The sequence below is a fragment of the Pseudomonas capeferrum genome (assembly GCF_000731675.1).
Taxonomy (GTDB): Bacteria; Pseudomonadota; Gammaproteobacteria; order Pseudomonadales; family Pseudomonadaceae; genus Aquipseudomonas; species Aquipseudomonas capeferrum.
In genome coordinates this window covers 1,281,910-1,302,890 of sequence record NZ_JMIT01000001.1, presented here as the reverse complement: position 1 = coordinate 1,302,890, position 20,981 = coordinate 1,281,910, and the positions used below count along the sequence as shown (strand labels likewise).

Below are 20,981 nucleotides of genomic sequence, written 5' to 3'. Positions count from 1 at the left end.
CAAAGGAATGGGTAATGGCTTGGCGTAAAAAACTGGAAACCTTTCAAAAGCGCTTCACGCCCCGACAGCGGCGTATTGTCGGTGGGGCTGTGATGGCGGTCTGGGCCATTGGTGTGGTGGTTCACCCTGGGCAGTACTTGCTCGCGCTCTCCATACCTGGGGTCATCATCTTCATGAGCGCATGGCCGCCAGAGCTGGACGGTAAACCCTGAGGCGTTGATATTGCAGAGGCGAAAATGACTTCGCTTTCGCCTGACAGCCAGTTGTCCGATTCAGCTCTCATTCCGACTAAGTACAGTTGCGTGCCGTTTGGCTTTGGCTATGGTGGCATTTACGCATACAACTAAAGTCGTAGGAGGGGCGACATGCGGATTCGCGGCGACGTTTTCTGGGGCTGGGCAGACCCAACGCTTCACCATCGGTCACACGACGAAACGTTAAACGATGGAACCTACATCGATGTCCAGGTGCGACTGTCGCGAACAGGCAGCACGCAGATGTTCATCGGTGTTTATGCCACTAGCGGCATGGCGATTCATGAAGAGGCATTCGATTCGCGCCCAGGCGAGTCGATGACTCGCGCTTTGGCCTGGGGCGTAGGCCGAGCACGGCGTATCGCGAGCGATGCGATGCCTGTCAACGAGCAATTTGCCTGTTCGAAGTAGCGGGTAGAGCGGTGTCTGTGATTTTTGCGGCAACTGACCTCAACTCATCGGCGACGCCGTCGATGGACTTGATATGAGCGCGTACATCGATCTTGGTTTCCGGAGTCGCTCTGGCCTCCATGAACTTGGCATGCCCGGTCATGGCCTTGCTGAGTGCATTGAGGTGGTCGGCCGTTTTGACGAGGTCTGATTTGATGGTTTGAAGCGGTTCCATGATCTTGGCTGCGTTCCTTGAAGTGTGCGTCTACGGCCCAGTTGGGCCTCGCTGCGGCATCGTTTGGGCGCAGGCTCAGCGAAGCGATCGCGACATCAGCCACTGCGCCTTGCCCCAGGCCTCGAACTGCTCGATCACCGCCCAGCCACGCTTGGCATAGTAAGACTGTTTGTCACTGGTGTGCAGGTATAAGGTTTCTACGCCGGTGTCACGTGCGTGGGTACATATGCCCTCGATCAACTGCTCGGCGATACCGGCACCTCTGGCTGCCGGGTCCACGAATACGCAGGCTAGCCAGGGGCCTAGCTCCGGGCGGGACGGCAGGTCTTCCTTGGCGAGGGCAGCGCCACCCAGCAAGTGGCCTTGATCCAGTGCGACCAGGCATTGCCATTGGCCATTGCCCTGGCCTTGCGCGAAGTCCAACTGCCATTGGGCGAGGTCAATGTCCTCGAACTCATACTGGAATTGCTGATGAATCCATTGAGCGAAAGTGTCGCAATGGTTCATATGGTTTTCTAGCCAGTCAATTTGAGGCATGGGCGTCCTGCGCTGATCAAGCTGTAAAACGCATCATCACACACCATTGAAGAGGGTGTGGCAAGTCCAGCTGTCTCGTGTTTTCCACGGTTTGTTTCAACGCTAAGCGGGGTCCGTGTCTGACGTTTCGATATCGCCACCCTGCACCTGGAGCACTGAGCCTTTATCATCCGTAGCCAACAACCCAGTGCCTTGCACAGTGTCAGGCTGCAACTCTGCAAGTGGCATGTCTGCACTACGAAAGATGACGCGGCTTTCGTCGCCCGTCTTCAATGTGTGGAGGCTGCCGTTCTGGTAGAAGAAACGCGTGCGGTCGGTTGGCATAGGGTAGGTCCTCGCTTTGTACCGGCTGGATGAACATCCGCAAGGCAAACTATCTTCCCCCTTTACGGTTTTCGCTACTGGCAGAATTGACAGGTGCCAGCGCGCTTGTACTCAAGCAACATGCCCAGGCATGGACAAAGGCTGAATGGCCACGACCTTGGTTGATTGGTACCCGTGCGCAACCCTCGGTAGAATGCCGCGTACCCCTAATGGCCAATTGCAAATGCCTACATTTCGTATCTTCTTCAGCGCTCTCATGGCTGCCAGCCTTGCCGGTTGCGCAACGCCAGGTAAACCCACAGCCAGCAAGCTGACCCATAAAACCCCCGCGCAGTTTGCCGCGTGCGTGATGCCGAAGTGGCGAGCACTGGCGCCACTTGCCAACCAGAAGTCCATCGCCCACGGCTATCGGTTGACGGCGCCCAGCGCGGTGGCCTCTGACGATGTGCTGGAGGTAGTCGACGTACGTGACGGCAGCCGGGCAACGTTCTACAAGGGCAGCTTCCTGTCAGGCGACAAGCTGCGCCTGGCGGCCAGGGAGTGTCTGGACTGAGGTCAGTAATCCGCGCTGCCCATGTTGGTCTCTGGCTGACTGGCCTTGCACTGTATGCCAATCATCTCATTTCGAGCTTGTTGTTCATCCGCTCACACTGCATCTGCGCATCGGTTCTGCTCGGGTAGCTGGGTTTCAGCCGCTCCTTCGCCAAGTTGTCATAGATGTCGAAGCCGCCGCTTACGGTAGCCGCGTAGTAGCGGCTAGCGATGCGGAAGGACTCCTTTTCGATGGGTACCGCCGGAACGATAACGAATCTTGGTTGCATGTTTCGTGCCTCCCCAGGCAGAGACTTAAGTATTAGTCTCGCAATGGGTAACCATCAAGGAGACTCATGAAGAAACGACGAATAGTTCAAGTGGCAAAAATGCACAGGCAGGCCGAAGGGCGGGGAACGCGTAGAGAATGCGTAGGTCTGAATGACACAGCACCTGTGTGGAAAACGGTGTGCACTTAGTTTTTGGACAGATTTAGACCCTTCAGTCGCTTTGTGTAAGGCTTATGTAAAAGCGTCCGTTGCGCGTACAAGGACCGGTATCGTGTTTTGTACTGTCCAGTCCAAAGTAGCCAATGATGAACACACTTCCGTCGCAGCCAAGCGCTGAACGCGGGGCGTTCTCCAGTTTCGAGGCGTGTCGCAATACCCAGCAAGGCCCCGTGGTAATTCTGGCTTCGGGCGCCTCAGCCAAGCATTTCCCCCTGGGCGAATTTGCCCATCTACCGATCATCGCCATGAATGGTTCAGTTGCCATGACTGCCGAGCATGGCGTGAAGCCGTTCTTTTACGTGTGCACCGACAAGAGCTTTGGCCAACAGCAACCAGCACTGTTCGCCACCGCCTTGCGTGACAGCCAGCGCCTGGCGTTATGGCCAGAGCAGTTCGAAGGTGCCGATATTCCCGCCGCCAGCGAATGCTATGCCTTGCACAAGGCGCACACGCCAGGCTTGCTCGACGGTATGCGCGGGCACGGTGACAGTTGTGTCTGCAACCGAGCGTTGTGGAGCAAACGAGCCCGCTCGATTGCCTTCAGCAAAGACCTGTCGCAGGGCTTTTTCGATGCCCGCACGGTCGCTTATGTGGCCCTGCAACTGGCGTATCACCTGGGTTTTGAAGAGGTGTTGCTGGTGGGCGTAGATCTTGATCAGACGGTAGGGCGCTTTTACGAAACCGCCGAAGGTGAACACTCGCCCTGCGGCCTGGACCAGCACTGGGACAGCCGTATCCTGCCGTCACTGACGCTGATGGCGCGGCAAGTGGTCAATGAGCACTTTCACGTCTACAACCTGTCGGCGGCTTCGCGTATTCCGACCGAGCTGATCCCCAAGGTCAACCTGTCCGAAGCCAGGCGCATTGCCGGTTGCGCGATTGGTTGAGCAAGAAAGCGGGTGCGTGCGGCCTTGGGCATGGGTAGAGTGCGCTGACCGCAACGCAGCCAGCAGGAACCTCCCCTATGTCCAGTGCCTTCACCTTGATGCAATCCCCCGTCGGCACGCTGACGCTGGTGGCCCGCGGCGAGCGGCTGGCAGCGGTGCTGTGGGAGGAGGAGCGGGAGAACCGCGTGCGGCTCGGCGCCCTTCATCGCGATGATCACTGCCCGGTTCTGCTGGACACCGCCCGCCAGTTGGGCGAGTACTTCGCCGGTAAGCGACGCTGCTTCGACCTCGCGTTGGACTTCGCCGGCACGCCGTTTCAGCGTGAAGTGTGGGCTGCATTGCTGGCCATTCCCTTCGGCGAAACCCGCAGTTACGGCGACATCGCCCGACAGATCGGTAACCCCAGCGCGGTCCGTGCGGTGGGCGCAGCCAATGGGCGTAACCCGATCTCGATCATTGCGCCATGCCATCGGGTGATCGGCGCTTCGGGCAGCCTTACCGGCTTTGCCGGCGGGCTTGCGGCAAAGCAATACCTGCTGGCGCTGGAAGGGCGACAGAGCCTGGCCTTGGCGCTTTGAGCCGGGCCACAGCAAGGCATCGATCAGCCAAACCAACTCGCGATCAGGCAAGCCACCAGCGCAAGCGCTGAGCCAGCCATCACGGTGTACTGCCTGTGGGCCCGTCGTGCCTGCGGCCTGACCTCGCGCAGGTACTCGCCAGGTGTCGGGGCATCGGGCCGGTGGCGCAGGCCTTCGGCGATATTGGCCAGTTGGCCCTGGATCAACAACCCGACCAGGTAATGAGTCGACGCGTAGCTCGCCAGCATTACTAACAGATACTTCACGCAGGGAGTGCCCTCAAAGGTACGGCAGACGCGCTGGCGTTGGCGGTATCCAGCACGATCAGCCCTTCGCAGCGGTCATCCAGGCTGGCCAGCAGTCGGCCTTGGCTGTCCCAGGCCGCCGACCCGCCTGCGCCAATGAAGGTATCGGCCGGCCCCACGCAGTTGGCCATCAATACGCCAAGGCCCAGCTGGCGCGCGACCTCGGGGTAGTGCTCATGACCTTCGCGAATACCCTTGGCCGTTTTCGCCACACTCACGAGGTACACCTGCGCACCCTGTGCGTGAGCCTCTGCCGCATGTTCGATGAACATCGACTCGTAACAAATGGCGGGCGCCACCCGATGCCCAGCCACGTCCAGGAGCAAGGGCTGATCACCTGTGGTGAAGTAGGGCAGTTCGTCGCTGTGCAGGCGTTGTTTGGCATAGGCCTGGCGAGGCGCACCCGGGCTGAAGATCGGCATGCCGATCTGGACGCCGTCCGGTGTCGGCAAGGGCAGGCCCACGGCGACCGTGATGCCATGTCGATCGCACAGCGCCTGTAGCGGGTCCAGCCGCGACGAAGACAGCGGCAGGGCGACCTGGCGGGCCAAGGTCGGCTCGTAGCCGGTCAGCGACAGTTCAGGAAACACCACCAGCTCGGCACCCAGCGCCACCGCCTGCTCGATGCAGACAAGGTGGCGTTCGAGGTTGCCCTGTAGGTCGCCCTTGAGCGATGCCAATTGCACGGCGCAAAGTTTCATCAATAGCTCCTTCCCTGGTACAGGCCGAAAGGCCGAGCATACTCTCGGCAGCAACACCTGTACCAGTGAAGGGTTTTTCAGGAAGCCGGATGCGGCGCGAAGCGCTGGCGGAACCAGTCGTTCAGCATGGCCTTTTCGGCGTACAGGCGGTCGCTGCTGCTGGTTACGCGCCCGGGGCGGCTGAGGTACATCTTGTCGCTGACCCGCTCCTGGGCTTGCTGGGCAGGTTTGCCGGGCTGGCTGAGGGTGTAGCTGAGGTCGATGGTCGGCCAGGTGATTTCGCGCATGAAGCGCACATCGTAGGCACGGCTGTGCCAAGGCTCGAAGCGGCCAGCCAGGTCGATGTCACGGATGTTGATGACCAGTTGCTGGTCCGCCTGCAAATAGCGCTGGCCGAGCTTCTGCAGGTACTCGGTCAGGCTCTTCATGACATAGGCATCGGCCCCGCGCTCGTATCCGGGGCTGTCGAGGCTGGCATCGCGAAATTTCCCGGGGCGGTCAAAATGCACCTCGACCTGCGCGGCCGGGGCGCCTTGTGCCATGCTGTCCAGTGACAGCGCCATGAGCACGGCACACACAAGGGCGGTACGCATGATGCACCTCCGGGGCGGTTTGCGTGTAGCGCCATTCTACGCCTGCCAGGCTGGCGCCAGCAGAGGAAGATTGTCATGAGTCGGTTTCTACGGCTAGCCGCCAATACCCAGGGGCGCGACCTGGCGGTAGGCGACATCCACGGGCACTTCGGGCGCCTTGTGATGTGCCTGGAGCAGGCCGGGTTCGACCCAGCGGTAGACCGCTTGTTCAGCGTCGGCGACCTGGTCGACCGTGGCCCTTACAGTGAAGCGGCGCTGCAATGGCTGGACCGGCCTTGGTTCCACGCGGTGCAAGGTAACCATGAGGCGCTGGCGATTACCTACCTGCGCGGTGGCCGGCTCGACCTGCAGATGTATCGCGCCGCCGGTGGTGGCTGGTTTCTCGACCTGCCCAGAAGCGAGCAGGTGCGTTTCGTCGAACGCTTCGAGCAATTGCCGATCGCCATGGAGGTCGAAAACGAGCGGGGGCTGATCGGCCTGTTGCATGCCGACAGCCCGTTCGCCGACTGGGCCGTTCTGCGCACCTGGCTGGAGCTGGATGACGACCCCGAAGTGCGTGAAGTTTGCCAATGGTCGCGGCGCCGGCTCAAGGAGGGCGACACCCAACCCGTGCACGGTGTCCGCGCCTTGCTGGTCGGGCACACGCCCGTGCTGCAAGCCAAGCTGCTGGGCAATGTCTGGCATCTGGATACCGGCGGTTGGGCCAATGGCCATTTCAGCCTGATCGACCTGGCAACCCTTGAACTGGTCAGCCCCGGGCAAGGTGCAGGGCCAGCCCCACTGCCAACACGATCAGCATGACCCCTGAGGCCCGTTCCAGCCATGGCAAGGAGCGCGCGAAACGCTGCAACACGCGTTGATTGCCGATGGCCACGGCTACCAGCAGGTCCCAGAGCAGTACCATGCTGAACATCCAACTCGCATAGACCACTTTCCAGCCGACGCTGCTGTTGGCCACCATGCTGGCGAGGCTGGCATAGAACAGGGCGTTCTTGGGGTTGAGAATGCCCGACAGAAACCCCAGCACGAAGCTGCGCCACAAGCCCGGCACGGCCCCGCTGTCGGCTACAGCGGCCAGGCTGGAGCGCCCCGCGTAGCGCAAGAACTGCGTGCCGATGTACAGGAGGTAGGCCGCGCCGGCCAGCTGCAAGCCAATGAACAGCGGGCTACCTTCACGCAGTATCGACAGGCCGGTGAACGCCATGGCGATGAAGGCGCCATTGGCCAGTGCGATGCCCAGGCAGGCGCCGCTGGCGATTCGCCAACCGCCGCTGACCGAAGTGCGGGCGACCAGGAAAAAGTCCGGGCCGGGTGAAAGCAGGGCAAGGAAGTGGGCGAGGGCGATGATCAGCAACTGCTCCATGGACGGGACGACTCCGGCTGGGGAAAGCCGCAGTCTGGCGCCGTGCCGGGTGAGCGTATTGAAGATTATTGCGTGCCCCGGTATTGCCCCGGCGTCACCCCCACATGCGCCTTGAACACCCGCTGAAAATGGCTTTGGTCGGCAAACCCGAGCTGGTAGGCGACCTCCGCCAACGCCTGGCCCTGGTTGAGCAACTGCCGGCCCCGGTTGACCCTGGCATTGAGCAGGTAGGCATGCGGGGTCAGCCCGGTTGCGGCGCGGAACGCACGGATCAACTGATAGCGCCCCAGCTCCGACTCCCGGGCCAGTAGATCGAGGCTCAAGCGTGCGGGGTCGGCTGCTTCTATACGCTCGACCAGCCCACTGAGCATGGACGCCCCCAGCGCGGGTTCCGCCTCCAGTGTGGGGTGTACGCAGAAGTCCTGATCGCCCATGAAGGCAATCAGCGCCGCCTCTTTCTCGCCATGGCTGGCCGTGGAGAACAGCAGTGCATTCAGTGCGCAGAATTGACGGTACAGGGCGGGCGCGCGGCTGATGCGGGCCGGCTCGCCAGGTCGTGCACCGCGCAGCCCAGACTCCTGACGTAGGTGCGTCAACCAGCCGGCATCCACATGCAGCATCTGGTAGCTCCAGGCCTGCCCCGGCTCAGGGTTGCAGGCGTGCACACGCCTTGCCGGTACCATCACCAAGGTGCCGGGTGTCAGGCGCTCCGTAGCACGGCCCGCGCCGGTAAAAAGGCTGAAGCCGGCATCGACTGCGCCCATGGAGAAGGTTGGATGGCTATGCGCCTTGTAGCAGGCCCGGCTGTGGCAGGCGCGGCGGCTTTCGACGAAGGGCAGGGCAGCATCGCGCCAGACAGAGGCTTGTGAGCGGGGCATGATGGGGTCCTCGGCAAGGGCAAAAGCTTAACAGCTGCAGGTGACCCATACAGTTTTTTCGCCTGGCTGTAGCTTGACCCCGCGCGCGTCAGCCGTCGAAATAAACGCTTGATGTCATAGGAAAATAAAAATGGACCTTTCCAGCTTGCTGCTGTTCATCCCTGCCTGCTTCGCCCTGAACATGGCGCCCGGGCCCAACAACCTGCTGTCTTTGCACAACGCCAGCCGCTATGGCCTGCGCACGGCCTGCGTGGCCGGCGGTGGCCGCATTGTCGCCTTCAGCGGCATGATCGCGCTGGCCGCCATGGGCTTGGCGGTGGTGCTGCATACCAGCGAATACCTGTTTCTCGCCATCAAGGTGGTCGGCGCTGCCTACCTGTTCTACATCGCCTGGCAGCTGTGGCGGGCACCGGTGGCTGAGGCCGTAGTCGCGGCCGACCATCCACGCGGCACCTGGCGCCTGGCGCGGCAAGAGTTCTGGGTGGCAGCGGGCAACCCCAAGGCCATTCTGATCTTCACGGCCTTCCTGCCCCAGTTCGTATCGGTCGGCAGCGCCACGCCGGTCAGTGAGCAGTTTTTGTGGCTGGGTGTGATGTTCCTGCTGCTGGAGTGGGCGGCCATCGCCATTTATGCAGGCCTTGGCACCTACATGCAGCGGTGGTTCAGCCAGCCAGGGCCGCGTCGGCTGTTCAACCGGGTCAGCGCCGCCTTGCTGGGCTGCGCTGGCCTTGGTCTGCTGGCGGCGCGCCGCTAAGACGGCGCGTGAGGGCAGGGTCAATCGCGATAGAAGGTCTGCACCAGGTGGTAGCCGAACTTGCTCTTGATTGGCCCGTGCACCACGCGCAGCGGCTTTTTGAAGATCACCTGGTCGATCGCCCCGACCATCTGGCCGGGGCGCACCTCACCCAGGTCACCGCCGCGCTTGCCTGACGGGCAAATGGAAAACTTCTTCGCCAGCACGTCGAAAGCCTCGCCATTGGCGATGCGCTGCTTGAGCTTTTCGGCTTCGTCAGCGGTCTTGACCAGGATGTGGCGGGCTTGAGCTTTCATGGGGCACCTGTGCTTCGGGGTAAAAAAAGGGCGCCATTATGCCTGATCGTGCAACGTGCTTACTCCACTTTTGCCTTTTGCACGTCTTGCGAAGCCGACCATACGCGGTAGCGCACCTCGACCCCTTTGGGCACATACACCACTACCGGCAACTTACTGTTGTAGCGCAGCATGAAGCCTTCACCGACTACGGGCACAAACGCGTCGGTCTTCTTGCCATCCGGGCAGGCCATCAGCGTGCTGGCGGGGCCGGCGACCTTGTCCAGACGGTAGTAGTTGTAGCCCCAGCCTTCAAGGGTACGTTCTTCGAGGTTGCCCCCCAGGTGCTGGCGGTTGCAGTCGACTTTGAGCGTCTTGCCGGCGAGTATTTCCAGTTTGTAGGCCGACTCATCGGCCTGGGCGGGCAGGTGGATGACCTGCCGGGTGTAGCCTTTTTCCGCCTCGGGATAGGGCGCGACGTCCTTCAAGCTGGCGGCCATCGCCGGAGCGGCAGCAGCCAGGGTCAAGGTCAGGATCGCGGAGAGTGTGATTGGGCGCATTAAGGCCTCCTTGCAGTTGAAAGGTGCGAGACCTTTGCCAGATCAAGGCCGGCCCTCACTGGGCCAACCAGCCGCCATCGACATTCCAGGCGGCACCGCGGACCTGGCTTGCGGCCTCGCTGCACAGAAATAGTACCAGCTCGCCCAACTGCTCGGGGGTGACGAAGGCCAATGAAGGTTGCTTCTCGGCCAGCAGGTCCTGTTGTGCCTGCTGCGCGTCCACACCGTTGGCGGCGCGATCGTCGATCTGCTTTTGCACCAGCGGGGTCAGCACCCAGCCTGGGCAGATGGCATTGCAGGTGACATTGCTGGTGGCGGTTTCCAACCCCACGACCTTGGTCAGGCCGACCACGCCATGCTTGGCGGCCACGTAGGCGGCCTTGCCGGTGGAGCCGACCAGGCCATGCACCGAGGCGATATTGACGATGCGCCCCCAGTTGCGCGCGCGCATGCCGGGCAGGGCCAGGCGGGTGCCGTGGAATACCGCCGACAGGTTCAGGGCGATGATCTTGTCCCAGCTTTCGACCGGAAACTGCTCCACCGGGGCCACGTGCTGGATACCGGCGTTGTTGACGAGGATGTCCACGCCACCGAATTGCCGTTCGGCGAGGGCGAACAGGGTTTCGATCTGCGCCACGTCCGACAGGTCGGCGGGGTGGTGGGCGACCTTCACGCCGTGGCGGGCGATTTCGGCCAGTGCCGGCGCCGGGTCGCCAAAACCATTGAGCAGAATGTCGGCCCCAGCGCCGGCCAGCACCTGGGCAATACCCAGGCCGATGCCGCTGGTGGAACCGGTGACGAGTGCAGTCTTGCCTTTGAGGGTCATGCGGATGCTCCCTGTCTACGTGATCAAACTGTCTGGGGCGGCTGTTACCTGCGTGGGTCGAACGCCTCGCGCAGTGCATCGCCGATGAACACCAGCAACGACAGCACCAGTGCCAGCGCGAAAAACGCGGTAAACCCAAGCCAAGGGGCCTCCAGGTGCTGCTTGCCTTGGGTCACCAACTCGCCCAGCGAAGCACTCCCGGCCGGCATGCCGAAGCCCAGAAAGTCCAGCGCGGTCAAGGTGGTGATCGCCCCGGTCAACATGAACGGTACATACGTCAGCGTGGCATTCATGGCATTGGGCAGGATGTGCCGCAGCATCACCTGGCTGTCGGGCAGCCCCAACGCGCGCGCGGCTTTGACGTACTCAAGGTTGCGCCCCCGAAGGAACTCGGCACGCACCACATCGACCAGGGCCAGCCAGGAGAACAGCGCCATGATCCCCAGCAACCACCAGAAGTCCGGCTCGACGAAGCCGCTGAGAATGATCAGCAGGTACAGCACCGGCAAGCCCGACCATACTTCCAGCAGGCGCTGCCCGAGCAGGTCGACCCAACCGCCGTGATAGCCCTGCAGCGCCCCTGCGGTCACGCCAATGAGCACGCTGACCACAGTCAAGGCAAAGGCGAACAGCAGCGACACCCGTGTGCCGTACAGCACCCGCGCCAGCACGTCACGTCCCTGGTCATCGGTGCCCAGCCAGTTGGCTGCGCTGGGCGGGCTGGGGGTCGGTACTTGCAAATCGTAGTTCGGCGTGTCGGCACTGAACGGGATCGGTGCGAACAGCATCCAGCCACCCTGGCTGTCGATCAACTGGCGCACGTAGGCACTGCGGTAGTCCGGCTGAAACGGCAACTGGCCGCCGAATTGCTGCTCGGTGTAACGCTTGAGCGCCGGGGTGTACAGCTCGCCTTTGTAGCCAAGCAGCAGGGGTTTGTCATTGGCCACCAGCTCCGCGCCCAGGCTCAGCAGCAAAAGGCCGGCAAACAGCCACAGCGAGACCCAGCCAAGGCGGTTGCGGCGAAAGCGTTGCAGGCGGCGGCGCGAGACGGGCGAGAGCATCAGTTGGCCCTCGTGTCGAAGTCGATGCGCGGGTCGAGCAGTGTGTAGCACAAGTCGCCGATCAGGCGGATCAACAGCCCTGCCAGGGTAAAGATGAACAGCGTGCCGAACACCACCGGGTAGTCGCGCGACACGGCTGCCTCATAGCTCATCCGCCCAAGCCCATCGAGGGAAAAGATCACTTCGATCAACAGCGACCCTGCGAAAAACACCGTGATCAACGCCTGGGGCAGCCCGGCCACCACCAGCAGCATGGCATTGCGCAACACATGGCCGTAGAGCACGCGGCGCTCGCTCAGGCCCTTGGCCCGGGCGGTGACCACGTACTGGCGGGAAATCTCGTCGAGAAAGGCATTTTTGGTCAGCAGCGTCAGGGTGGCGAAACCGCCGATCACCAGCGCACCGACCGGCAGCACCAGGTGCCAGAAATAGTCGGCGACCTTGCCCAGCAGGCTCAGCTGGTCGAAGTTCTCCGATACCAGGCCGCGCACCGGGAACCAGTTCAGTGACGTGCCACCGGCAAACAGCACGATCAGCAACAAGGCGAACAGAAACGAGGGCAGGGCATAGCCGATCACGATCAACCCGCTGCTCCAGGCATCGAACCGGCTGCCGTGGTGCACGGCCTTGCGGATGCCCAACGGGATAGATACCCAGTAGGTGATGAGCGTGGCCCAGAAGCCCAGTGACAAGGTGACCGGCAGCTTGTCGAGGATCAGGTCGGTGACCTTGGCCCCGCGAAAGAAGCTCTGGCCGAAGTCGAGCCGGGTGTACTGGCCGAGCATCAGCCACAGGCGCTCGGGGGCTGACTTGTCGAAGCCGTACTGGCGCTTGATCTCTTCGATCAGTTTCGGGTCCAGGCCACGGGTGGCCCGCGATTCGCTGTGCACCCCTTCGGCACGCACGCCTGGCGCGCCGCCGCCGATGCCCTGCAGCCGCGCCACCGCTTGCTCTACCGGGCCGCCCGGCGCGGCCTGGACGATGGCGAAGTTGACCAACAAAATCGCCAGCAGGGTCGGGATGATCAGCAACAGGCGACGCAGCACATAGGCGGTCATGGGGTGGCCTTCCTGCGCTCGGCCATCTGCGCGTTGGTCAGCGCGGTAGGGCTGACTTCCCACCAGGTGTCCAGGCCTTCGTCATAGGTGGCCTGCACCTTGGGCAGGCCGAAGCGGTTCCACCAGAGCGTGGAACTGCCGGGTGGGTAGTAGTTGGGGATCCAGTAGTAGTTCCACTGCAGCACGCGGTCCAGGGCATGGGCATGGCGCAGCATGTCGGCTTGCGTACTGGCGCGCACCAGGCCATCGACCAAGCTGTCGACGGCCGGATCCTGGAGCACCATCAGGTTGTTCGAGCCGGGGTCGTGGGCCGCTTGCGAGCCAAAGTAGTTGTACAGCTCGGCGCCGGGCGACAGCGTCACCGGGTAGCCGGTGACGATCATGTCGTAGTCACGCGCCATCAGGCGGTTGACGTACTGGGCCGAGTCGACATTGCGGATGTTGAGGGCGACACCGATCTGCGCCAGGTTACGCTTCCAGGGCAGCAGCAGGCGCTCCAGGCCAGCCTGGCCATTGAGGAAGGTGAATTCCAGCGGCTCGCCGTGGGTGTTCACCAGGCGATCGCCCTCGGGGCGCCAGCCGGCTTGCTCAAGCAAGGCCAGCGCTTGCAGCTGCTGAGTGCGGACAATGCCAGAGCCATCGGTGACCGGGGCCGTGAATACGTGAGTGAAGACTTCATCAGGCACCTTGCCGCGCAACGGTTCCAGCAGTTCCAGCTCGCTGGCGTCCGGCAGTTCGCGGGCTGCCAGCGGGGTGTTGGAAAACACGCTCTGCTGGCGGATGTAGAGGTTGCGCATCATCTGCCGGTTGCTCCACTCGTAGTCCCAGAGCATGCCCAGCGCCTGGCGCACGCGGCGGTCGTGGAACTGCGGCTTGTCCAGGTTGAACACGTAACCTTGGGCGACTTGCGGTTTGGCCGGCCCCAGGTGTGCCCGCTGCAGGCGGCCGTCGTCCAGCTGTGCGCCTTTGTAGCCTAGGGTGTAGCCGGTGGCGGAGAATTCGCGGTTGTAGTCGTAGCCGCCGCCCTTGAGTACTTGGCGCGCCACTTCGGTGTCGCCGAAGTACTCGATACGCAGCTTGTCGAAGTTGAAGCGGCCACGGCTGACAGCCAGGTCTTTGGCCCACCAGTTGCGGTCCCGTTCAAAGGTGATGCTGCGGCCATTATCGATAGCCCCGATGCGGTACGGGCCGCTGCCCACCGGCCGCTCGAAGCCGCCGCCGTTGGCGAAGTTGCGCTGCTGCCAGTCATGCTCGGGCAGCACCGGCAGGCTCGCCAAGTCTAGCGGCAGGGTGCGGCCATGGCCTTGCCTGAAGTCGAAGCGCACGCGATGGGGGCTTTCGACCGTCACCCCGACGACATCGGCGAACTGCGTGCGGTACTTGAGGCTGCCCTTGCGCATCAGCAGCTCGAAGGTAAAGCGCACGTCTTCGGCGCGCACCGGCTTGCCGTCGGCGAAGGTGGCGCGCGGGTCGATCTCGAAGCGCAGCCAGGCATCTTCGGGGCCGCGTTCCATGCGCCGGGCGATCAGGCCATAAACGGTGTAGGGTTCATCGAACGCGCGCACGGCCAGCGGCGCGTACAGCCAGCCATCGACTTCGCTGACGCCGGTGCCTTTGTCGATGTACGGAAGAATGTGGTCGAACTGGCCAATCTCGAGGGCCGAGCGGCGCAGCATGCCGCCCTTGGGGGCGTCGGGGTTGGTGTAGTCGAAATGGCGGAAGGTGTCGCTATAGCGGGGGGCTTCGCCATAGACGGTCAAGGCGTGGCTGGGCCCGGCGTGGGCGGGCTGACCCAGGCACAGTGCCAATGCCAGCCAGCCCAGGCGATACAAGCCCCGGTAGCAGCACGCCGGTGCTGCTACAGGTGATACGTCGTTCCAGAGGAACAACGTGGCATCAGTCCTGACGGCTGGTCACTTCCAGCAGGTGATAACCGAATTGGGTCTTCACCGGGCCCTGGACAACGTTCAGCGGCGCGCTGAAGACCACGGTGTCGAACTCCTTCACCATCTGGCCTGGGCCGAACGAGCCCAGGTCGCCGCCTTGGCGGCTGGAAGGGCAGGTGGAGTTGGTTTTGGCGACTTCAGCGAAGTCGGCACCCGCTTCGATCTGGGTCTTGAGTTCGTTGCACTTCTCTTCGCTGCTGACCAGGATGTGGCGGGCTGTGGCACGGGCCATGGGTACTGCTCCTTAGGGTAAAAATGCAAGCCTAGCGCACTTGTTCGGGAAATGTCTCGCAAGGCTTGCTGGTGGCTTCCTACAGTTTTTGTGCAGCCTCGCGCAACAGCGTTTCAGTGGCGGCCCAGCCCAGGCAACCGTCGGTGATCGACACGCCGTATTTCAAAGTACCTTTGCCCAAGGCCTGGCAGCCATCGAACAGGTGCCCTTCGATCATCACACCGACAATCGAGCGGTCACCGGCCAGGCGCTGCGCCAGCACGTCCTCGAACACCGCTGGCTGACGCGCCGGGTCCTTGCCGCTGTTGGCATGGCTGCAATCGACCATGATCCGCGCCTGTAAACCGACCTTGGCCAGCCCCTGGCGGGCCTGGGCGATGCTTGCCGCATCGTAGTTCGGGCCCTTGTGGCCGCCACGCAGCACCAGGTGGGTGTCGGGGTTGCCGAGGGTCTCGATGATCGCCGGGTAGCCCTGCGCATCCATGCCGAAGTGGCGATGCGGGTGGGCGGCGCTGCGCATGGCGTCGCTGGCAACGCCGATGCCGCCGTCAGTGCCGTTCTTGAAGCCTACGGGCAAATCCAGGCCGCTGACCATTTCGCGGTGGATCTGCGACTCGGTGGTACGCGCGCCGATGGCGGCCCAGCCTAGCAGGTCGTCGAAGTAGCCCGCGGCCATCGGTTGCAAGAGTTCGGTGGCAATCGGCAGGCCGCGCTCGATCATGTTCAACATCAGGCCGCGCGACAGGGCGATACCCGCATGCATGTCATCGCTGCCATCAAGGCGCGGGTCGTAGGCCAGGCCTTTCCAGCCCACCGTGGTGCGGGGTTTTTCGACGTAGGCGCGCATCACCAACAGCAGCTTGCCGCCCACCTCGCGGCTCAGCGCGGCCAGGCGGTCGGCGTATTCCAGGGCCGAGCGTGGGTCATGGATCGAGCATGGGCCGACTACCACCAGCAGGCGCTCGTCGCGGCCTTCGAGAATGGCGCGGATGGCCTGGCGATGGGCATGAACTTGCTGGGTGAGTTCAGCGGTCAGCGGCATTTGCTGCTTGAGCAGGTGCGGGCTGGGCAGGCGCTGGCTGACGGTGGTATTGGCAGCTTGCGGTTGGGTCAGGGGCAGGGCGAGGTTCGAGGCTTGCATGGCGTTTTTCCCTGGGCGGACGGCGGGTTGTGGCCCGCGCGGTCGGCCCTATCGAGGTGTTCGACAGATCGTTGAGTGTGTGTTGTCTGCAGCGTTGCCACCCTTGAGGGACCGAACGGAGGCGGCAGGCTGGCCCGAACGGGATTGGCTAAATCGCCAGGCATAGGTGCTTGCGGAGTAATAAGTGGCGTAGTTCATGGATCTGTCCTCAATATGAATCGGTGTTGTTCAAAGGCCTGAAAAGCAAAACCCCCGGTCGGGGAGCCGACCGGGGGTTTGAGTATTCTCATGTTCGGCGGCCCCTCGAAAGTGGGCGCCGTGTAGGTATCAGCGGCGCCTAGTGGCTAAACCAATACCCAAAATAAAAGCTGGCAGGGGCCATGCTACCGGCAACGGCCAGCACAGGGCGCAGGGTGCGACCGGTGTGGTTGGCGTGATTGCAGGTGTGTTTCGGCATGTTGCTCTCCAGTGAATGAGCCCGAGCTTACTGCAGATCGGGCGCGCCGTTCAATGGGTAAATGCTATGGGGCAGATTATTACTGCCAATATCAGTGGCCGTAACGCCCTACCAAGGTTTGCGCACCTAGTGCATGGCCTTGCAGCAATTCAAGCAGCCCATTGCGGTCCAGTTCAGCTGGCAGGATGCCGGGTGCCAGGTCGGTGGCGATCAAGGTCAGTGCGTAGTGGTGCGGGTTGTCCCCGGCGGGCGGGCAGGGGCCTCGATAGCTGGCCGTGCCGCGGGAATTGCGCCCCACCGTCACGGCATGGGTGGTTTGCCCGGCCACACCTTCTTTCAAACCATCCAGGGCCGGGTCGATGTTGTAGGCGATCCAGTGCACCACCCCGAGGCCCTTGCCGCCATCGGGGTCGAACATCACCAACGCCAGCGAGCGGGTGCCTGCGGGCAGGTTGTCCCAGCTCAACTGCGGCGTGCGTTCCTCACCGGCACCACAGGCCGGGTCTGGCCCGACCTGTTGCAAGGCGATCACCCCGCCGTCAGTGAACGACGATGAGCTGATCGACAGCGCACCAGAACCCGGCCCTGCGGCCAGTGCGCTGCACGGCAGCAGGGCTGCGAGCAGCCACGGTTTGATGTTCATGGCAATTCCTTGGCAGGGCAATGGGGCGCAGTGTAGTCCAGGCTAGCCTTAACGGCTGTCCTGGTCCTCGGCGGTGCCGCCGCTGCTGCCAGCCCCCGAGCCTGTGGCCTCGCCCGTGCTGTTGGAGCCGCCACTGGCGCCGTCTGCGGCATCGGTGCTGGTGCCGGTGTTGCTGCTGTCGTTGTCCTGGCCGCTGCCGGGGCTGTTGACGCTGCTGTCATCACCGGCGGTCTTGCCGCCGGATTGATCGGTCTGCGGGTGGCTGTCGGTATTGGTGGGCTCGGTGGCGGCAAAGCTGGTGCCGCTGATGACGCCCAAGGCCAGGGCCAGGCACAGCGAGAGGGGACGAATGCGGATCATGGTGTATCTCCCTTGCGGATGATCTGTCATTCGTTTGGCCGGGCAGCGCCGGCGCGGTGCCCTTCGGGCGACGGGTGGTCATGCACTCCCGGGATTGCGCCTTGTGTAGGAGCGGCCTTGCGTCGCGAACGGGTTGCGCAGCAGCCCCGGCAATCTCTGCGGCCAAGCTGAAATCTCGGGGCTGCTGCGCAGCCCGTTCGCGACGCAAGGCCGCTCCTACAAAATGGACTGCCCCCAAGAAGTTGGACAAAAAATCCAACCCTTGGGGGGACCGATGGGCAAATACACAGAGCAGTTCAAACTCACAGCCATCTCAGCCTACCTAGATGGTAGCGATGGCTTCCGAAAAGTAGCCCAGCGTTTCGGTATCGACGTCAGTCTGCTGCGCCGGTGGGTCTCCAGCTATCAGAGCAAGTCCAGCCTTAGTCCGCGCTCGCACGGGCAGCGCTATGACGACGACTTCAAGCGCCAAGTGCTGAGCCACATGCACGAGCATCGTCTCTCTCTTCGCCAAACCGCTGCGCATTTTGGCCTCGGCCAGTCCTCGCAGATAGGCAACTGGCAGCGGCAGTACTACAGTGGTAGCCCTGTAGCCCCTGTCATCCGCCAGAAAAAGCCGATTAAAGTGTTGAAGAAGATTAAACCAGCAAAGCCCACAGATACCGACGATTCGCAAAAGCCCAGAGACCAGCTGATGGCTGAGCTTGAGTATCTGCGCATGGAGAACGCTGTCCTAAAGGAGCTCAAGGCTCTGCGCGAGGAAAAGGAACGAATACCGGCGAAAAAGTCCTGATCGTTTCCAAACTCAAACGTAGATTCCCTTTGCCTGACCTGCTGCGGCTGATCGGACTGGCTCGCAGCACTTTTTACTACCAGGTACAGAGCCAACAGAAGCCGGATAAATACGCGGAGCTTAAAGAGAGAATTCGGCAGGTCTATCACAAAGAGAAGGGGCGTTACGGGTATCGGCGCGTTGCACTAGCAATCAGAAAAGAGGGGCCGCTAGTCAACAAGAAGGTCGTTGAGAAACTGATGACTGGGCTGGGTCTGAAGTCACTGGTGCGACCCAAGAAATATCGGTCGTACCGAGGTACTGTCGGCAAGATAGCGATGAATCTGCTGGAGCGTAATTTCGTCGCCCAGCGCCCCAACCAGAAATGGGTGAGTGACGTAACCGAGTTCAAGGTGGCGCAACAGAAGCTCTATCTTTCGCCTGTGATGGATTTGTATAACGGGGAAATCATCGCCTACGAGACGGCCAGTCGCCCACAGTACAGCCTGGTTGGGAACATGCTCGACAAGGCACTCAAGACCCTGGGGGAGAAGCCGAAACTCGTGCTCCACACCGATCAGGGGTGGCAGTACCAGCAGGCTCAGTATCGCCAGAAACTGCGCAGTTGTGGAGTGAAGCAGAGCATGTCTCGTAAAGGCAATTGCCTAGATAATGCAGCTATGGAAAGCTTCTTCGGCACGCTCAAGTCAGAATTTTTCTACCTCAAGCGGTTTGAGAATGTTGATGAATTGAAAGCGGGCTTGGATGAGTACATCCACTACTACAACCATGACCGCATCAAGCTGAGGCTCAATGGCCTGAGCCCTGTCGAGTACAGGACCCAGGCGGCAGCATAGAACTGTCCAACTTTTTGGGGGCAGTCCAAAAAGCGATTAGCGGATGGGGTCGGGGCGGGTGCTTTCCACGGGTTCCAGCGGCGGATGCTCCTGCGCCGCATGCATCAGGTCTTCGGTCACCCGCAGCTCCGCGCCGGTGGGCGAGAAGGTAGTCGAGGCGGTGAACGGTGCCGGGTGCTCCGCCGCCGGGCGCTTGCCACGGCGCCACAGGAAGAAGCTCACCATCCCCAAGTTGACCACCGCAAAGGCCCAGAACAGCCCCGCTTCGCCGAACGACGTCATCATCGGCGAAATCGCCAATGGCGCCAGCGCCGAGCCCAGCGAGTTGATCAGCAGCAAGCCCTGGATCATCGGCACCAGGGCGTCGGACGGTGCACGGTCGGCCGCGTGGCTGACCGCCACCGGGTACAGGGCGAACACCCCGCCACCCAGCAGGAACAGCATCGCCGGCAGCAATGACGATTCAGACGGCAGGAACACCGTGATCAACGACAGCACCACGCACAGCCCGGCCAGGGCAATCAGCACGTCCTGGCGGTCTTTGCGGTCAGACCAGCGGCCAACCGGGTATTGCAGCAGCATGGCACCGAGGATGACCCAGGCCATCATGTTGCCGACTTCCCCCACGTCCAGGCCGATGCGCTGCAGGTACAGCGGCAGCAGGGCATAGATGCCGGCAATCGCCACGCCCGAACCGAAGCAGCCGACCAGGCCCGACGGTGCGACCCCCAGCAGTTGCCGCGGTTTCAGTGGCTCGACCTGGTCCAGCAGCGGCGATACCCGCGGCAGGATCACGATCGGCAGCACCGACAGCGCCGCAAGCATGCCAGCGAGCATGAACGGTGCGGTATCGCCCAGGCGAGTGATCTCGCCAAGGCCTGCCTGGGCAATCACGCCAGCGCCATAGAAGGCAATCATGTACAGCGCCAGCAGGCGGCCCCGGATCTTCGCGTCGCCGGCCAGCAGCAGCCAGCTCTCGATCACCAGGAATACGCCCACCGCGGCCCAGCCGTTGATCAAACGCAGGATCGACCACCAGGTCGTGTCGTAGAACATCCCTTGCAGCAGGATGGTTGCAGCGATCAGCGAGGCGAAGCTGGTGTAGGCGCGGATATGGCCGATGCGCAGGATCAGCCTGTCATTGAAGATCGCGCCAAGGGTCAGGCCAATGAAGTAACTCGACGACACGATACCGATGGTGGTTGCCGATTCACCGGCAGCGCCCAGGCGCAGGGTGGTCAGGGAAGACATGAAGCCGTTGCCCAGGGCAATGATAAACAGCCCGAGCAGGGGCGCCAGCGCCATGGCCAGCAAACGCGGAGACATATGTACCTCAAGGTGGATGAGCGGAATGAGCGCCTCTTCGGACGCGCACGCCGACATGGCCCGATAAGGGGCCAAGAGGCTGCACGGATGTGCCTGGGAGGGATGCGACCTGGGCAAGACTCAACCGCTGGGCCTTGGAAGAACTGGGCCGGGCGGGGTGGGTTGAGCCTATTTCACATGTGCGTTCATGTGTTCAGGCACGGACTCTGTCGTTGCTGCCGGTTGCCACCGTTCAAGGCGACGGGCGAAAAGGAAGCGCGATTCTACGTGCTTGCATCGATTTGCCCAAGGGGCATTGGCCTGCGACGAGACGCCGCAGGGGGGAGTGCAGCTGCACCCAGAATACAGCCTGCTAATAATAATTTGTAAGGGAAAATAACTTTAGTCGTATTGATTCATGGGTTTATCGAGTTGCCGAGTCCGTTTATTGATCTGGATCAATACAGTTATGCAGTTATTTGCCATCGCAGTGTATTGATCGATAAAACTTATCAAGCGATCAAGCCGGTCAATTGGTCCCTGCGGCATCCTGCCACTACAATGGCGGCCGCGGCCTGCAAGGGGCGCCTTGATAAACGAGTGATGCCACGGCCCATTTAGTGTTTGCCAACAAGTTGCGTTTATATCA

At 62.2% G+C, this 20,981-nt stretch carries 28 protein-coding genes; 8 read left to right on the top strand and 20 right to left on the bottom strand.

Annotation, left to right across the window (positions count from 1 at the left end; all coding sequences use genetic code 11):
• The first annotated feature begins 14 nt into the window (after positions 1–14).
• Positions 15–212 (top strand): hypothetical protein, encoded by a 198-nt coding sequence (locus PC358_RS05775; RefSeq protein ID WP_033698120.1) that lies wholly within the window; start codon positions 15–17, stop codon positions 210–212.
• A gap of 153 nt (positions 213–365) precedes the next feature.
• Positions 366–665, top strand: a complete 300-nt coding sequence (locus PC358_RS28080; protein WP_077068425.1) for a hypothetical protein — start codon at positions 366–368, stop codon at positions 663–665.
• Here the strand turns inward: PC358_RS28080 and PC358_RS05770 are convergent.
• The 3 genes from PC358_RS05770 to PC358_RS28075 form a co-directional block, all read right to left on the bottom strand.
• Positions 637–879, bottom strand: coding sequence for a hypothetical protein (locus PC358_RS05770; RefSeq protein ID WP_050506063.1), 243 nt, complete (start codon positions 877–879; stop codon positions 637–639). The genes PC358_RS28080 and PC358_RS05770 overlap by 29 nt on opposite strands.
• A 75-nt stretch (positions 880–954) precedes the next feature.
• Entirely contained in the window at positions 955–1,416 is a 462-nt protein-coding gene (locus PC358_RS05765; RefSeq protein WP_033698118.1) for a GNAT family N-acetyltransferase, read from the bottom strand.
• 102 nt (positions 1,417–1,518) lie between these two features.
• Positions 1,519–1,740, bottom strand: coding sequence for a hypothetical protein (locus PC358_RS28075; RefSeq protein ID WP_050506062.1), 222 nt, complete (start codon positions 1,738–1,740; stop codon positions 1,519–1,521).
• Positions 1,741–1,933: 193 nt separating this feature from the next.
• Between PC358_RS28075 and PC358_RS05755 the strand changes: the two genes are divergently transcribed.
• Entirely contained in the window at positions 1,934–2,293 is a 360-nt protein-coding gene (locus tag PC358_RS05755) for a hypothetical protein (protein ID WP_033700067.1), read from the top strand.
• Positions 2,294–2,354: 61 nt separating this feature from the next.
• Here the strand turns inward: PC358_RS05755 and PC358_RS05750 are convergent, their stop codons facing one another.
• Positions 2,355–2,561, bottom strand: a complete 207-nt coding sequence (locus PC358_RS05750) for a hypothetical protein (RefSeq protein ID WP_033698116.1) — start codon at positions 2,559–2,561, stop codon at positions 2,355–2,357.
• A gap of 305 nt (positions 2,562–2,866) precedes the next feature.
• On the opposite strand from PC358_RS05750, the gene PC358_RS05745 reads away from it, so the two are divergent.
• Both PC358_RS05745 and PC358_RS05740 read left to right on the top strand, forming a co-directional pair.
• Positions 2,867–3,667, top strand: a complete 801-nt coding sequence (locus PC358_RS05745; protein WP_033698114.1) for an LPS biosynthesis protein — start codon at positions 2,867–2,869, stop codon at positions 3,665–3,667.
• 77 nt (positions 3,668–3,744) lie between these two features.
• Complete coding sequence (locus PC358_RS05740; protein WP_033698112.1) at positions 3,745–4,245, top strand: methylated-DNA--[protein]-cysteine S-methyltransferase; 501 nt, start codon at positions 3,745–3,747, stop codon at positions 4,243–4,245.
• Between the two features lie 23 nt (positions 4,246–4,268).
• Here the strand turns inward: PC358_RS05740 and PC358_RS05735 are convergent, their stop codons facing one another.
• The 3 genes from PC358_RS05735 to PC358_RS05725 form a co-directional block, all read right to left on the bottom strand.
• A complete protein-coding gene (locus PC358_RS05735) occupies positions 4,269–4,493 on the bottom strand; it encodes a hypothetical protein (protein ID WP_156310068.1) in 225 nt (74 codons plus the stop codon).
• Positions 4,494–4,507: 14 nt separating this feature from the next.
• Positions 4,508–5,251 carry a carbon-nitrogen hydrolase family protein gene (locus PC358_RS05730; RefSeq protein ID WP_033698108.1) on the bottom strand — a complete coding sequence of 248 codons (744 nt, stop codon included), beginning with the start codon at positions 5,249–5,251 and terminating at the stop codon, positions 4,508–4,510.
• A gap of 77 nt (positions 5,252–5,328) precedes the next feature.
• Positions 5,329–5,844: a DUF3016 domain-containing protein gene (locus PC358_RS05725; RefSeq protein WP_033698107.1), complete on the bottom strand. Its 516-nt coding sequence runs from the start codon at positions 5,842–5,844 to the stop codon at positions 5,329–5,331.
• Positions 5,845–5,919: 75 nt separating this feature from the next.
• Here PC358_RS05725 and PC358_RS05720 point away from each other — a divergent pair, with 75 nt between their 5' ends.
• Positions 5,920–6,645: a metallophosphoesterase gene (locus tag PC358_RS05720; RefSeq protein ID WP_033698105.1), complete on the top strand. Its 726-nt coding sequence runs from the start codon at positions 5,920–5,922 to the stop codon at positions 6,643–6,645.
• Here the strand turns inward: PC358_RS05720 and PC358_RS05715 are convergent.
• A complete protein-coding gene (locus PC358_RS05715; RefSeq protein ID WP_033698102.1) occupies positions 6,593–7,207 on the bottom strand; it encodes a LysE family translocator in 615 nt (204 codons plus the stop codon). The genes PC358_RS05720 and PC358_RS05715 overlap by 53 nt on opposite strands.
• A gap of 65 nt (positions 7,208–7,272) precedes the next feature.
• On the bottom strand, positions 7,273–8,085 hold the full coding sequence (locus PC358_RS05710; RefSeq protein WP_033698100.1) for a helix-turn-helix transcriptional regulator: 813 nt from the start codon (positions 8,083–8,085) through the stop codon (positions 7,273–7,275).
• 130 nt (positions 8,086–8,215) lie between these two features.
• On the opposite strand from PC358_RS05710, the gene PC358_RS05705 reads away from it, so the two are divergent.
• A complete protein-coding gene (locus tag PC358_RS05705; protein WP_033698098.1) occupies positions 8,216–8,839 on the top strand; it encodes a LysE family translocator in 624 nt (207 codons plus the stop codon).
• A gap of 20 nt (positions 8,840–8,859) precedes the next feature.
• Here the strand turns inward: PC358_RS05705 and PC358_RS05700 are convergent, their stop codons facing one another.
• From PC358_RS05700 to PC358_RS05655, 10 genes are all read right to left on the bottom strand, one after another.
• Entirely contained in the window at positions 8,860–9,135 is a 276-nt protein-coding gene (locus PC358_RS05700; RefSeq protein ID WP_016499499.1) for a peptidylprolyl isomerase, read from the bottom strand.
• Between the two features lie 59 nt (positions 9,136–9,194).
• Positions 9,195–9,674: a serine protease inhibitor ecotin gene (eco, locus tag PC358_RS05695; protein ID WP_033698096.1), complete on the bottom strand. Its 480-nt coding sequence runs from the start codon at positions 9,672–9,674 to the stop codon at positions 9,195–9,197.
• 55 nt (positions 9,675–9,729) lie between these two features.
• Positions 9,730–10,500 (bottom strand): 3-hydroxybutyrate dehydrogenase, encoded by a 771-nt coding sequence (gene hbdH, locus PC358_RS05690; RefSeq protein ID WP_033698094.1) that lies wholly within the window; start codon positions 10,498–10,500, stop codon positions 9,730–9,732.
• Positions 10,501–10,544: 44 nt separating this feature from the next.
• On the bottom strand, positions 10,545–11,561 hold the full coding sequence (locus PC358_RS05685; RefSeq protein ID WP_033698092.1) for an ABC transporter permease: 1,017 nt from the start codon (positions 11,559–11,561) through the stop codon (positions 10,545–10,547).
• A complete protein-coding gene (locus tag PC358_RS05680) occupies positions 11,561–12,619 on the bottom strand; it encodes a microcin C ABC transporter permease YejB (protein WP_033698089.1) in 1,059 nt (352 codons plus the stop codon). The genes PC358_RS05685 and PC358_RS05680 overlap by 1 nt, the downstream gene beginning before the upstream one ends.
• Entirely contained in the window at positions 12,616–14,451 is a 1,836-nt protein-coding gene (locus tag PC358_RS05675) for an extracellular solute-binding protein (protein WP_241381064.1), read from the bottom strand. The genes PC358_RS05680 and PC358_RS05675 overlap by 4 nt, the downstream gene beginning before the upstream one ends.
• A 64-nt stretch (positions 14,452–14,515) precedes the next feature.
• Positions 14,516–14,797 carry a peptidylprolyl isomerase gene (locus tag PC358_RS05670; RefSeq protein ID WP_033698087.1) on the bottom strand — a complete coding sequence of 94 codons (282 nt, stop codon included), beginning with the start codon at positions 14,795–14,797 and terminating at the stop codon, positions 14,516–14,518.
• A 79-nt stretch (positions 14,798–14,876) separates the two neighbouring features.
• Complete coding sequence (locus PC358_RS05665; protein ID WP_033698085.1) at positions 14,877–15,938, bottom strand: 3-deoxy-7-phosphoheptulonate synthase; 1,062 nt, start codon at positions 15,936–15,938, stop codon at positions 14,877–14,879.
• A 548-nt stretch (positions 15,939–16,486) separates the two neighbouring features.
• Positions 16,487–17,038: a YbhB/YbcL family Raf kinase inhibitor-like protein gene (locus PC358_RS05660; RefSeq protein ID WP_033698083.1), complete on the bottom strand. Its 552-nt coding sequence runs from the start codon at positions 17,036–17,038 to the stop codon at positions 16,487–16,489.
• Between the two features lie 48 nt (positions 17,039–17,086).
• Complete coding sequence (locus tag PC358_RS05655; RefSeq protein WP_033698082.1) at positions 17,087–17,398, bottom strand: hypothetical protein; 312 nt, start codon at positions 17,396–17,398, stop codon at positions 17,087–17,089.
• 274 nt (positions 17,399–17,672) lie between these two features.
• Here PC358_RS05655 and PC358_RS27700 point away from each other — a divergent pair.
• Positions 17,673–19,027 (top strand): IS3 family transposase gene (locus PC358_RS27700; RefSeq protein WP_156056779.1). Its coding sequence is split into 2 segments (ribosomal slippage): positions 17,673–18,143 and positions 18,146–19,027, totalling 1,353 coding nucleotides; the frame shifts between segments, so codons are not numbered across the junction.
• 36 nt (positions 19,028–19,063) lie between these two features.
• Here PC358_RS27700 and PC358_RS05640 read toward each other — a convergent pair.
• On the bottom strand, positions 19,064–20,353 hold the full coding sequence (locus PC358_RS05640; RefSeq protein ID WP_033698075.1) for an MFS transporter: 1,290 nt from the start codon (positions 20,351–20,353) through the stop codon (positions 19,064–19,066).
• Between the last annotated feature and the right edge of the window lie 628 nt (positions 20,354–20,981).